The organism is Microbacterium sp. C448, assembly GCF_000582705.2.
Classification (GTDB): Bacteria; Actinomycetota; Actinomycetes; order Actinomycetales; family Microbacteriaceae; genus Microbacterium; species Microbacterium lacus_A.
In genome coordinates this window covers 1-12,068 of the sequence record NZ_HG779793.1, presented here as the reverse complement: position 1 = coordinate 12,068, position 12,068 = coordinate 1, and the positions used below count along the sequence as shown (strand labels likewise).

General features: G+C 67.3%; 12 protein-coding genes and 1 pseudogene. 3 read left to right on the top strand and 10 right to left on the bottom strand.

Annotated features, from left to right (window positions below; all coding sequences use genetic code 11):
* The 4 genes and pseudogenes from MIC448_RS14470 to MIC448_RS14455 form a co-directional block, all read right to left on the bottom strand.
* A pseudogene (locus MIC448_RS14470) lies at nucleotides 1–265 on the bottom strand (hypothetical protein); the annotation flags it as partial.
* A gap of 135 nt (nucleotides 266–400) precedes the next feature.
* Entirely contained in the window at nucleotides 401–697 is a 297-nt protein-coding gene (locus MIC448_RS14465; protein ID WP_036301286.1) for an antibiotic biosynthesis monooxygenase, read from the bottom strand.
* Between the two features lie 28 nt (nucleotides 698–725).
* Nucleotides 726–1,346 (bottom strand): TetR/AcrR family transcriptional regulator, encoded by a 621-nt coding sequence (locus tag MIC448_RS14460; protein ID WP_036301300.1) that lies wholly within the window; start codon nucleotides 1,344–1,346, stop codon nucleotides 726–728.
* A 14-nt stretch (nucleotides 1,347–1,360) separates the two neighbouring features.
* The gene (locus MIC448_RS14455; RefSeq protein WP_036301284.1) at nucleotides 1,361–2,131 is read right to left on the bottom strand and encodes a tyrosine-protein phosphatase; all 771 of its coding nucleotides are present in this window, start codon (nucleotides 2,129–2,131) and stop codon (nucleotides 1,361–1,363) included.
* 519 nt (nucleotides 2,132–2,650) lie between these two features.
* Here MIC448_RS14455 and MIC448_RS14445 point away from each other — a divergent pair.
* Entirely contained in the window at nucleotides 2,651–3,448 is a 798-nt protein-coding gene (locus MIC448_RS14445; RefSeq protein ID WP_199484463.1) for an IclR family transcriptional regulator, read from the top strand.
* Between the two features lie 43 nt (nucleotides 3,449–3,491).
* On the opposite strand, the gene MIC448_RS14440 is transcribed toward MIC448_RS14445, so the two are convergent.
* Genes MIC448_RS14440 through MIC448_RS14415 form a run of 6 tightly spaced genes read right to left on the bottom strand, consistent with a single transcriptional unit; the run spans nucleotide 3,492 to nucleotide 9,715 of the window.
* On the bottom strand, nucleotides 3,492–4,472 hold the full coding sequence (locus MIC448_RS14440; RefSeq protein ID WP_036301279.1) for an aldo/keto reductase: 981 nt from the start codon (nucleotides 4,470–4,472) through the stop codon (nucleotides 3,492–3,494).
* A gap of 52 nt (nucleotides 4,473–4,524) precedes the next feature.
* A complete protein-coding gene (locus tag MIC448_RS14435; protein ID WP_036301276.1) occupies nucleotides 4,525–5,718 on the bottom strand; it encodes an acyl-CoA dehydrogenase family protein in 1,194 nt (397 codons plus the stop codon).
* Nucleotides 5,719–5,759: 41 nt separating this feature from the next.
* On the bottom strand, nucleotides 5,760–6,638 hold the full coding sequence (locus tag MIC448_RS14430) for an amidohydrolase family protein (protein WP_036301274.1): 879 nt from the start codon (nucleotides 6,636–6,638) through the stop codon (nucleotides 5,760–5,762).
* Nucleotides 6,635–8,263, bottom strand: a complete 1,629-nt coding sequence (locus MIC448_RS14425) for an AMP-binding protein (protein WP_036301272.1) — start codon at nucleotides 8,261–8,263, stop codon at nucleotides 6,635–6,637. The genes MIC448_RS14430 and MIC448_RS14425 overlap by 4 nt, the downstream gene beginning before the upstream one ends.
* 7 nt (nucleotides 8,264–8,270) lie before the next feature.
* Complete coding sequence (locus tag MIC448_RS14420; RefSeq protein ID WP_036301296.1) at nucleotides 8,271–9,173, bottom strand: SDR family NAD(P)-dependent oxidoreductase; 903 nt, start codon at nucleotides 9,171–9,173, stop codon at nucleotides 8,271–8,273.
* A gap of 38 nt (nucleotides 9,174–9,211) precedes the next feature.
* Complete coding sequence (locus MIC448_RS14415; protein ID WP_051514057.1) at nucleotides 9,212–9,715, bottom strand: MaoC family dehydratase; 504 nt, start codon at nucleotides 9,713–9,715, stop codon at nucleotides 9,212–9,214.
* Between the two features lie 208 nt (nucleotides 9,716–9,923).
* Between MIC448_RS14415 and MIC448_RS14410 the strand changes: the two genes are divergently transcribed.
* Nucleotides 9,924–11,027 (top strand): hypothetical protein, encoded by a 1,104-nt coding sequence (locus MIC448_RS14410; RefSeq protein ID WP_051514054.1) that lies wholly within the window; start codon nucleotides 9,924–9,926, stop codon nucleotides 11,025–11,027.
* Between the two features lie 63 nt (nucleotides 11,028–11,090).
* The coding region (locus MIC448_RS14405; RefSeq protein WP_036301269.1) for an aconitase X at nucleotides 11,091–12,068 on the top strand (978 nt) is incomplete at its 3' end.

Here is a 12,068-nt window from a genome sequence, read left to right as displayed (position 1 = left end):
GACGTTGCACGGTGCGGTCGCTGACCCGCAGCGCGGCACCGATCTCGGCCGCGATCGACCGATACGGAAACCCCGCGTCTGACCCGACGCGACCGTTCTCGGCTTCCTCGGTCCAGTCCGAAGCGATCGCCTGCGCCTCCGCCAGCGCACGGGCTTCCTCGGCATCCAACCGGGCTTTCGCCGCACGGATCTCGATCAGCCTCGGCAGCACCACATTCATCCGCGCGTCGGCCCGAAGGCCTGCGTTCAGTGCGGATTCGGTCATGACTTCATCATCCGACCAACCACCGACATTGAACCCCCGAAAAGCACCCGGATCAGGCCTTCGCAGATGAGAAGAACATGAGAAAACTGAGACCAAGACGGCGTGCTCGACCTGACGCGACGGGAGCGTGCCGGATCAGCGCGCGACGACGGATGTGAAGTGCTCGACCACCGGGAACGGGTTGTAGAAGTGATGCAGCAGCGTCTTCCAGGACTCGTATTCGCGAGACATCCGGAACCCGTCGGTGTGTGCCTCGACCGAGTCCCATTCGATCAGCAGCAGATAGAGGTTCGGCGACTCGATCGACCGGGACAGAGACACGGACCGACACCCGGGCTGGTCGGCGACGAGCGGTCGGGCCTTCGCAAACGCGGCCTCGAAGTCAGGTTCGCTGCCGGAACGGACGGGAAGGATGGCGTGCTCGAGAATCACGAGGTTAGCTTTGCACGAGCGAGGGCGCTCAGCGCCTGAGCATCCCTTCCCACGCGATCTCGAATGCTTGCTGGCAGCGCGCGATGACCCCCGGGTCGGTGAACGATTCGCCGCGCACGACGACCTGGTAATAGACGACACCGGCGAGAAGATCGAAGCCGGTCGCGGGATCCAGGTCCGGACGCAGGATGCCCCGCTCGATCGCCTCGCGCAGCGCCGCCTCGAGACTCGCCCGGCGTCGTGTGACATGTGTCTGCCAGTACGCCCGCTGCAGGCTGCGGTCGGCCATCGCGAGCGCGATGCGCTGACGGAAGCGCTGTTCGGTGTAGCCCGTGAGCGACTCTCCCTGCTCGAGCGTCAGCGACCCGAGAATCGCGGCCTTGACCGCCGACCCGTCGTCACCAAGAACGATGGGCCGGGGAATCGAGCGCCCCTGGTCGAGTGCCGCCGCGATCAGCTGCGTGAGTGAGGGCCACCGCCGGTACAGTGCCGCCCTGCTGACGCCGGAACCGGCGACGACCCGCCCCACCGTGACCGCATCGCCCGCATCGATGAGCGCGAGCGTGGCATCGAGAATCTGGCGCTCGATGTCTTCATCCCGGGGGCGCCCCGGCCGGCGAGCCGCGCGCTGAGTTGCCGTGGTTGTCACGGTCGAAGTCATCGTCACACCGAAGCCAGGGCCCGCGCTCGCAACCGCGCGATGCTCGCATCTGCGAGACCCGCCTCGCGGACGGGAGCGAGCGGATCGCCGTGACGCTCACGCAGCTCGGTCAGAAGTATCTGCATCGACACGGCCATCCGCTGATCGGTCAGCGCCTCGGTCAGCGCCGCCATCTGCTCGAGATCGAAACCTAGACGCTCGAGCAGCACGCCCATCGTGGGACGCATCCGCTCATTGATGGCGACCATGTTCATACCGGTGCGCGCGTAGTCGGTGACGATGTCGTCGTCGCTCGCGCCGAGACAGAGCAGCAGCATCGCCGCAAGCACACCGGTGCGGTCACGACCCGCGGCGCAGTGGAACGCCGTCGCCCCGGGCGAGAGCGCGATGACCGTGAGCGCCGTTGCGAGCTGAGGCGCCGCCGCCTCGACCATCCGTACGTACATGTGACCCATCGACTCGTGCGAAAAGTCGCGCATGCTCTCGTGGGACATTCCCTCTCCCACATCGGCCATGAGCGGCAGGTGGTGGTAGGCCACGGGCTGGCCGGCGAGCGGGCCGCGACCCGTCAGCGCCACCTCGCCCGTCGAGCGGAGGTCGATCACTGCGGTGACTCCGCTCGCGACGAGCGCGGAAGCATCCGACTCGGTGATCGTCGCGAGGTCGTCGGCACGCACCGCGATGCCGGGGCGCAGCGTTCCCCCCTCGATGGGGATGCCGCCGAGGTCGCGCAGGTTCACGGGGGGACTGAGGGTGATTTCGAACGAGTTCATGTGATTCGCTTTCGGATGAGTGCGCTGCCCTGGTCGATGACCGTGACGAGCACGATGATGCAGATGATGATGGCGCTCAGGTGCCCGTAGTCGTACATGCGCATGGCCGTGGTCAGTTCGAGGCCGATGCCGCCCGCACCGACAAGCCCGAGGATCGTGGCGCCCCGGACGTTGCCCTCGAACAGCAGCAGCGTGTACTGGTATGGAAACCCGGAGAGATGGCGCGGAATTACGAGACCGCTGGACTCGTAAGGAAACGCCGGGTGAACAGTCGGGACGGGCTCAGTACCTGCGAGCTCGGTTGGGTCGCTTCGACAGGCTCAGCGACCGCAAGCGGGGGCTGGTCGCTTCTCGCGGAAGCGGCGACCGCAGCTCGGCTGCAGTTCGACGAGCCAGACGGGCTCAGCGACCGAAAAAGTCCGGTCGGTCACCGAAAAATCAGACGCACAGCCGACATCATGTGAACGCCCAGCGTACTCAGGGGTGCCAAAGCGTACATCGAGGAGTAGCCTGTCAGGCATGACGATGGCGCCAATGAAGGTCCTTGACCCGGATGCCGGGTCTCGTTCGGTGGTTGATCGCGCACTCTCGATCCTGGCCACATTCCAAGGGACGCGCTCGCGCCAGGCCCTCTCCGACATCAGTCGGAACAGCGGCCTGCCGATCGCTACCTGCTACCGCATCGTGCAGCGCCTGACCGAATGGGGCGCCCTCGAGCGGGACACGGATGGCCGCTACCGTGTCGGTTTGCGGCTCTGGGAGGTCGCATCCCGCGCCCCCCGCTCGGTCGGTCTGCAGCGTTACGCGCGACCGTACCTGCTCGACCTCTACGAGACGACAGGATTCGCGACCCACCTCGCGATCCGCGAGGGCGTCGAGCTCGTTTCGATCGAACGCTTCCACAACCCGCGCAAGAACCCGCGCCGCCCCATCATCGGAGACCGTTACCAGATGCACATCAGCGCGATCGGGCAGGTACTGCTCGCCTACGCGCCGCGGCACATCCAGGAAGAGGTGCTCGCGGGCGACCTGCCCGCCTTCACCACGCACACGTACACCGACCGGGACACGCTCGAGCGGGTGCTGGTCGACATTCAGCGGACGGGATACGCCGTGAGCGACCGGCAGACCGATCTCGAGAACGTCGCGGTCGCGGCTCCGGTGCGCGGATTCGACGGATCGGTCATCGCATCGGTGTCGCTGTCGTACCCGCCCGAAACGGGAGACGTACGCGGCATGGTGCACCTGATCCGCCTGACCGCGACCTCGATCTCGCGCACCCTCGCCGCGGCCGGGTACGGCGACGTCGCCAACTGACCCGGGATAGAAGGTCCGGCGGCCTCACCGAGCTCGAACGGAGCTAGACGAAGCCCTCGGGCCGCCGCGGCGTGTACGGCGCCTCGATCCGCGCCACCTCGTCCGCCGTGAGTTCGACATCGAGCGCCGCGACCGCGTCCGACAGGTGATTCGGCTTCGTCGCCCCGATGATGGGCGCCGACACGGCCGGCTTCGTGAACTGCCAGGCCATGGCGACCTGGGCACGCGAGATTCCGCGTTCGTCGGCGATCGACCCCACGGCATCCGAGATCGCACGATCGGATGTCTCGTCTTGGCGATACAGCTTTGCGCCCGTCTCATCGAGACCGAGCCGCTCACTCGCAGCCCCGTATGGCCGCGACAGGCGCCCCCGCGCGAGGGGGCTGTAGCTGAGCACCCCGACCCCGGTCGCGGAGCAGAACGGATGCATCTCGCGCTCTTCTTCGCGCATGATCGGGTTGTACTGATCCTGCATCGATACGAAGGGCGTCCAGCCGCCCAGCTCCGCGACGTGCTGCATCCGCGCGAACTGCCAGGCCCACATCGAAGATGCCCCGATGTAGCGCACCTTTCCCGCGCGCACCACGTCGTGCAGCGCCAGCATGGTCTCTTCGATCGGCGTGTGGGGGTCGTAGCGGTGGATCTGGTACAGGTCGATGTAGTCGGTGCCGAGCCGCTGCAGCGAAGCATCCACCTGCGTCATGATCGCCCCGCGTGACAGACCTCGATCGTTCGGACCCGACCCCATCGGCATCGCGAGCTTGGTCGCGATCAACACCTGGTCGCGCGTCGCGAATTCGCGCAGCATCCGTCCGCTGATGACCTCACTCGAGCCGAGCGAATAAACGTTCGCGGTGTCGAACGTGGTGATGCCGGCCTCGACGGCGGCGCGGAAGAACGGGCGCGACGCGTCTTCGTCGAGCGACCAGCCGTGCCCGCCCCGACCGGGTTCGCCGTAGCTCATGCACCCCAGCACGAGACGCGAGATCGTGAGTCCGCTCTCGCCGAGCTTCGTGTAATTCACAACTGCCTCCTGATGCAGGGACGGGACGGATGCTTCGGCGCGGACGATCCGCTCAGCGCGTGAACGCCGACAGACCCGTGATCGAGCGCCCGACGATGAGGGAGTTCATCTCGTGCGTGCCCTCGTACGTGTAGACCGCCTCGGCGTCGGTGAAATACCGGGCCAGGTCGTTGTCGACACGGATGCCCTCGGCACCCGCGATCTCGCGACCGAGCGCCACGGTCTCGCGCACACGATCGGCGGCCCAGGTCTTCGCCAGCGCGGCGACGGTCTCGGTGAGCTCGCCTCGCATCTTCAGGTCGGTCAGGCGAACGGCGAACGACAGGGTCGCCGTGGCGTTGCCGAGCATCCGCGTGAGTTTCTCCTGAATGAGCTGGAACCCCGCGATGGGGCGGCCGAACTGCTGTCGACCCAGGGCGTACCGCAGAGCGGCCTCGTAGGCGCCGATCTGCATGCCGGCGGCGTTCCAGCCGATCACGTAGCGCAGCTGCGCGAGGATCGCCGAGACATCCCGGAACGAGTCGATGCGCTGCAGACGCTCGGACTCGGGAACGACCACGTCGTCGAGCGTGATGTCGCCGTTTCGCACCATGCGGAGCGCGATCTTGCCGCGGATGTCGGTCACGCCGACGCCCGGAGCGTCACGCGGCACGAGGAACGCCTTCGCCGCGCCATCCGCCGCGTCCTTCGCGATCACGAGGATGACGTCCGAGAGTGCGGCGTTGCCGATCCACCGCTTGTGGCCGGTGATGCGCCACGAATCGCCCTCGCGGGTCGCGATGGTCTGCATCCCGGCCGCGACGTCCGAGCCGTGGTCGGGTTCGGTCAGCGCGAAGCATCCGGTCAGCTCGAACGAGGGGATGCGCGGATCGAGCCGCGCAACCTGTTCGGGGCTGCCGCCCTCGCGCACCACGGTGCGGAACATGCCGACCTGCCCGCCGTAGATGGTCGCGATGGATGCATCGAAGCGCTGGAACTCGAAGTGCTTGAACCCGACGTAGTACGGGTTCGGGGCACCGTTCTCGTCGAGCAGCTCGGGGTCGTCCTCGAGGTTCAGGGCCGCGAGTTCGGTGCGCAGGTGCGCGGGGGATTCGGCGGTCTCCCACCAGTCGGCCAGGTGCGGGCGGGCGCGCTCCTCGAGCAGATCGCGCAGGGCCTGCAGCTTCGCGAGTTCACGCTCCGACAGCAAGTCGGCCGCGTAGCCGAGCAGGTCGGTCGGTGCCGCGCCCCGAACCGGTGCATCCATCAGATATCACCCATCAAATATCACCCATCAGTTACTGCTCATCAATCAAGGCCGAGGAGCCGAACGGCATTGTCTTTCACGATCGCCTGGCGTGCCGCATCGGGAAGCTCGAGCGCATCGAAGTCCTTCAGCCACCGGTCGGGTGTGAGTGCCGGCAGATCCGAACCGAACAGCGTCTTCGCGTTGAGGTACGTGCGGGCCGCACGCACCAGCGAGGGCGCGAAGTACTTCGCCGACCAGCCCGACAACTCGATCCAGACGTTGCCCTTGTGCGTTGCGACGGAGAGCTGCTCGTCTTGCCAGGGCACACTCGGGTGGGCCATCACGACCTGCAGATCCGGATGACGGGCGGCGACGTCGTCCAGCAGCATCGGGTTGGACAGGCCGAGCCGGAACCCGAACCCGCCCGGCAACTGGGCACCGGCGCCGGTCTGGCCGGTGTGCACGACAATCGGCAGGCCCAGCTCTTCAATCGCGCCGAACAGCGGTGTGTAGGCGGGGTCGGACGGATCGAACGCCTGCACGGTGGGGTGGAACTTGAACCCGCGCACGCCGATCGACGCTTGCCGGCGTGCCTCGTCGACCGCGGCCTCGCCCTGGAGCGGATCGACGCTGCCGAAGGGGATGAGCACGTCGGCGTTGCGAGCAGCGCCCTCGACGATCTCGTCGACGCTGTTGGGCGCGTGATCGAGATTCGTGGTCGCGTCGACCGTGAACACGACCGCGCCCATCTGCCGCTCGCGATAGTAGGCCGCGGTGGCGTCGACATCCCGAGGCTTCTCATTGCTCTTGAAGTACTTCGCGAGGGCCTCGGTGAGCGCCGGCGGCGACGCCGTGCGTCCGGTCGAATCGATCGAGACGTGCACGTGCATGTCGATCGCGGTCAGCGGCGCGGGGTCGAATCCGGGGATCTTGCTCATACGTTTGCCTCCTGCAGTTCGCGCAGCGCGTCCTCTTTCACGCGAGCAAGCTCCACCTTGCCCGTGATCGAGCGGCCGAGCGTCTCGCGCACGAAGAGGTGCCGCGGTTTCTTGAATCCGGCCAGTCGCGATGCGACGAACTCGAGCAGTTCGGAGCTGTCGATCTCGGCGCCCTCGGCTGGTGCGACCATCGCGCTGACGGCCTCACCGAATCGCGGATGCGGCAGGCCGAATACGATCGCATCGCCGACACTCGGATGCTCGAGCAGCACCTCTTCGACCTCGGTCGGGAACACCTTCTCACCGCCGGTGTTCACCACGGCCGAGAGGCGCCCGAGCAGGTCGATCGTGCCGTCGCCGTTCGAGCGCGCCCAGTCACCGGGCACGACGTAGCGGTGCCCGCGGATCTGCAGGAACGTCTTGGCGGTCTTCTCGGGATCGCCGTAGTAGCCCTTGGGCAGTACACCGCGATAGCCGAGGATGCCGAGGGCACCGGCCTCGAGCGAGATCTCGTTGTAGTCCTCGTCGAGCAGCACGGCACCGGGCGTCAGCACGAGCCGCGCGGGCAGGTCATCGACGCTCTTCGTGATGCCGAACGCGTACGGTCCGCCCTCGCTGGACGCGAGCAGATCGATGATCTCGAGGTCGCCGAGCGAGTGCAGCCGCCGCTTCACCTCGTCGCTGAACCGCATGCCCGATGAGAAGATCCACTTCACGTGGGGGAGTCCATCGTGCTGTTCGGCCTTCTCGGCGAGGGGAAGCGCGAGGGCGTCGCCCGCGACGATGAGCCGCGTCGCCCCGTTCTCGGACATGAGGCGATAGGCCTCTTCGAGGTCCATGCTCGGGTGCGCGTGCAACACGACCGTGCCGCCGAGCGACAGGGTGCCCATCGTCATCGACTGCGCCGTGCCGTGCAGCATCGGACTCATCGGGAGCGTGACGACCTTCGGTGTCGCCGGGTCGATCGCGATCTCGATGGCACGGGCAAGCGTCTCGGGCGGCTCGATTCCGGTCACGGCCCAGGTGGACTGCCGGCGTGCCTCGAGCAGGGTGTCGAGGTCCCATTCGACGGCCTTCGGGGCGCCGGTCGTGCCGCCGGTGTAAAGACGCAGCACCGCACCCGCGGGCGCCTCGGCCGGCATGGATCCGCCCGCCGCGACGATGTCGTCGTAACGCACGGCACCCGGAACCGAGGTGACGTCGAAGCGAACGTCCGGATCGGTGTCTGTGTCGTCGACGATCACGATCGGGATGTCGAGCCCCGCGGCGGCCTCGGCGGCGATGGCGCCGAACGACGCGGGGGCGAAGAGCACCTTCGAGTCCGAATCCACCAGCAGCGCCCGCACCTCGCTGGCGTTGTAGCGGTAGTTCAGGGCTACCGGCGCGACACCGGTGGCGAGGCACGCCCAGGTGAAGGTGAGGTACTCGGGCCGATTGTAGAGCAGCGTCGCCGCGGCATCCCCGGTCTGCAGACCGCACTCGTCGATGAGGTAGCGCGCGATGCCGCCGGACTCGTCAGCGAACTGCCCCCAGGTCATGTCACCGTCGCGCGTGATGATCGCCGTGCGCTCCGGTACCTCGCGCGCAATGCCCTGCCAGAGGTCGGAGTAGTGGATACGGATCATCGCCGGATCACCCCTCCGTGCGTGAGGGTGGACCGGATGTCTGCGCCTGAGCGGCGAACCGCGCCTGCCAGCTGGCGTCGATGCCCGCGGCGCTCCAGCCGCCGTCCGCATAGTCGACGTCCAGCACGGCGGGGTGCGAGTAGAGGGTGAGGCGGTCGCCGCCGATGCCGATCGCCTGACCGGTGACCGACTGCGACTTCTCGGAGGCGAGCCAGACGATGAGCGGGGCGACGTCCTCGGGACTGCCGAGCCCCTTGTCACGGCGGATCTCGCGCGGGATGGGTTCGCCGGCAAGATATCGCTCGTACAGCTCCGTGTAGGCCGGGATCGTGCCCGTCATCGGCGACATCGCGATCGGGATGACGGCGTTCGCGGTGATGTCGGCGCGAGCGAGTTCGAGCGACCAGGTGCGTGCCATCGCGACGAGCCCGGCCTTGACCGCGGCGTAGTTGGTCTGACCGAACGAACCGAACTGCCCGGCGGGCGAGCCGATCACGATGATTCGTCCGCCCTCGCCCTGCTCGCGCATCCGGATCGCGGCGGCGCGCCCCGTCGTGAACGTGCCGCGCAGGTGAGTCGCCACAACGGCGTCGAAGTCGTCGTCCGACATCTTCCACAGCACACGGTCACGCAGGACGCCCGCGTTCGCGACGAGGATGTCGAGCCGGCCGAACGCGTTCACGGCATCATCGACCAGCTGCTGGGCCGTCTCGGCCGAACCGACCGGTGCGACCGATGCGATGGCCCGGCCGCCGCGACCCTCGATCTCGGTCACGGCGTCGGCGGCGGATTCCGCATCGACGTCGTTGACGACGACGGCGGCACCCGCATCGGCCAGGGCGATCGCGTAGGCGCGGCCGAGGCTACGGCCCGCCCCCGTGACGATGGCGACCCGCCCGTCGAGACGGATGTCTTCGGACTGTGTGCCGGTGGCGTCCGTGCCGGCGCTCACTTGTAGTGCCTCAGGACGAGCTCGGCCGCGACGGCCGGTTTAGTCGCGCCCTCGACCTCGAAGACGAGCGCCAGGGTCACCTGCCATCCGCCGGGGATCTCTTCCACCTTCGCGACGGTCCCACGTACGCGGATGCTCGCGCCCGAGGGCACAGCATTCGGGAACCGGATCTTGTTGAAGCCGTAGACGATGCCCGTCGACGTGCCCGACACCTTGTAGATCTCGCGGAGGTGGGGAACGACCATGCTGAGCGTCAGCATCCCGTGCGCGATGCGCCCGCCGAACGGCGACTTGGCGGCGGCCTCGGCGTCGACGTGAATCGGGTTGTCGTCTCCCGAGAGTTGCGCGTACAGGTCGATGTCTTCTTGCGGGATCGCGCGCCAGGTCGACGGGCCGAACGCGCGGCCCTCGATGGAGCCGACCTCGTCGATCGTCGTGAACACGTGCAGCTGCTCCGAATCAGCGGGAGTGCTGGCGGGCGCGGGGGAATTCTCGGTCATACGGGCTTCCTTGCCTGATCTGCTCGGCCTGATCGGGTACACCTGATCGGTACCTTCGCCATCCTGCCGTGTGACAGACACCCTGAGACGCAGCTTTTCGAACAGTGAAACCGCGGCCGCGACCCCCGACGGCCCTATGCGACATTGCTTCCGGCCCCCGGCGCGGTGGGCCAGCGCTTAGATCAGCGGATACAGAGGAGTTTCACGCATGTCTGTCACGGTGTCCAGCACGCCCGAAGTCGATTCCCACGAGATCATCGACGCCGTCGAGTACTACTTCCAGAACGAGTGGACGGACGGCCTTCCCGTTGTTCCCGTCACCGAGTCCTACCTCGCGGAGTTCCTCGCGACGGTCGACCGGGATCCTTCCGAGGTTCTCTTCACCGTCACGCACCTGAACCGCAGCATCACGGTGCGCCTCGCCGCCCTCAACGCCGCGCTCGCGGGCTGCAAGCCCGAGTACCTGCCCACCGTGATCGCCGCGTGGGAATCGGTGGCGAAAGAGCCGCACCCCGCCCGCGGCATCTGGCAGTCGACCACGGGCACGGCGCCCTTCCTGCTCGTCAACGGCCCGGCGCGAACCGAGCTCGAGATCAACAGCCGCGGAAACATCTTCGGTGGCGGGTTCCGCGCCAACGCCACGATCGGCCGCGCCATCCGCCTCGGGCTGATCAACGTCTTCGGTCTCAACCCGCACGGGCTCGATCAGGCCACGCAGGGCAACCCCTCGAAGGTCACGGCCGTCATCGCCGAGAACGAGGAGCAGAGCCCGTGGCCCTCGTTCGCCGTCGAGAACGGATTCACCGAGGGCGACAGTGTCGCAACAATGTTCGTCATCCGCTCCGTCGTGCACATCGAGGCGCGTCACACGATGATTCCCGAGCAGCTGGCCCTCGACTTCGTCGACACGATCTGCCGGACCGGCGCGCTCATCCACGAGTACACCTCGACGCTGCTCGTGCTCGTGCCCGAGCACGCCGAGCTGTTCGCGAACGCGGGGTGGAGCAAGGAAGACCTCCGCACCTTCATCTACGAAAACGCGGTGCGCGATCGCGCCGACCTGGTGAAGGTCGGCAAAGAGGCCCTATCGAACAAGACGCGGTGGCGCCTGCCCGCCGATCACCCGGACTCGACGCCCGACACGGCGAGCAAGGGTGACACACCCGACCGGGTGCGGTTGCTCAGCCATCCGACCAACGTCCAGATCGTCGTCGCGGGAGCGGACAACGCCGGCGTTTCGGCCGTCGTCGAGATCTTCACGCTCAACCCGCCGCGCGCCATCCCGTTTTCGTCGACCAAGATCGACGTATAGCGCGGAGCCCGCCGAGCGGGCCACATGCACGACGATGCCCGTAAGCGGGCGCGAGGAGGAGCGATGCAGCTCACCGATGAAGAGCTCGGAATGCGCGACGGTGCCGAAGGCGCCGCAGTCGCAGCCGCGATGGATCTGCTGATCCGGTACGGCGAGGCGCTCGGGGCGGAGCGCCTCGTCGACACCCGCAATGTCGCCGGCACGATGACGCAGCCGTCACCCGCGAAGGCACAGCTGGTGCGCGAGGGCGGCTGGGCCAAGGCCTACGCCGTCATCAACCTCGATTGCGACGACGACATCGAGATCCCGCGCATGAAGGTGCCGACCTGCCAGCTGCAGCACGGCTTCTCCGACGATGCCGAGGGACTCACGGCCTATTCGCCGCAGTCGATCGAACTGCAGACGGATGCCGAGAACTACTACTCCGAGCGCGGCGTCAACATCCTGGCGACCTGCACGCCATACCAGGTGGGTAATCTGCCGGTGCGTGGCGAGCACGTCGCGTGGATGGAGTCATCCGCCGTCGTCTACGCCAACTCGGTACTCGGTGCCCGCACCAACTGCGAGGGGGGTGCTTCGACGGGCGCCGCCGGGCTCACCGGCAAAATCCCGTACTGGGGCAACCACATCACCGAGAACCGGTACGCGACGCACCTGCTGCAGGCCGACGCGCGCATCGATACGTTCCAGGAGTGGGGCATGTTCGGCTATTTCGTGGGCGAGCACGTGCAAGAAGCGCGTCCGGCGATTGTCGGATCGTTCGCGCAACCCGACCTCGCCGACCTCAAGCACTTCGGTGCGGCGACCGCGACGTCCGGCGGTGTCGAGATCTTCCATATTCCGGGCATCACTCCCGAGGCGCCGACGCTCGAGGCCGCCTTCGGCGGGGGAGCGATCCCCGAGCCGATCCGCTACGGCGAGGCCGAACGTCGCTGGGTGTACGACACCCTCAACGCGCAGGGTGAGAGCGACGAGGTCGACTTCATCCTGCTCGGCTGCCCGCACGCGTCGCTCGACCAGGTCGCCCTCGTCGCCCACCTG

Coding starts and splice junctions, on each gene's coding strand:
- MIC448_RS14455 (WP_036301284.1), bottom strand. CDS start 2,131: ATGAACTCGTTCGAAATCACCCTCAGTCCCCCCGTGAACCTGCGCGAC.
- MIC448_RS14445 (WP_199484463.1), top strand. CDS start 2,651: ATGACGATGGCGCCAATGAAGGTCCTTGACCCGGATGCCGGGTCTCGT.
- MIC448_RS14435 (WP_036301276.1), bottom strand. CDS start 5,718: ATGGATGCACCGGTTCGGGGCGCGGCACCGACCGACCTGCTCGGCTAC.
- MIC448_RS14430 (WP_036301274.1), bottom strand. CDS start 6,638: ATGAGCAAGATCCCCGGATTCGACCCCGCGCCGCTGACCGCGATCGAC.
- MIC448_RS14425 (WP_036301272.1), bottom strand. CDS start 8,263: ATGATCCGTATCCACTACTCCGACCTCTGGCAGGGCATTGCGCGCGAG.
- MIC448_RS14415 (WP_051514057.1), bottom strand. CDS start 9,715: ATGACCGAGAATTCCCCCGCGCCCGCCAGCACTCCCGCTGATTCGGAG.
- MIC448_RS14410 (WP_051514054.1), top strand. CDS start 9,924: ATGTCTGTCACGGTGTCCAGCACGCCCGAAGTCGATTCCCACGAGATC.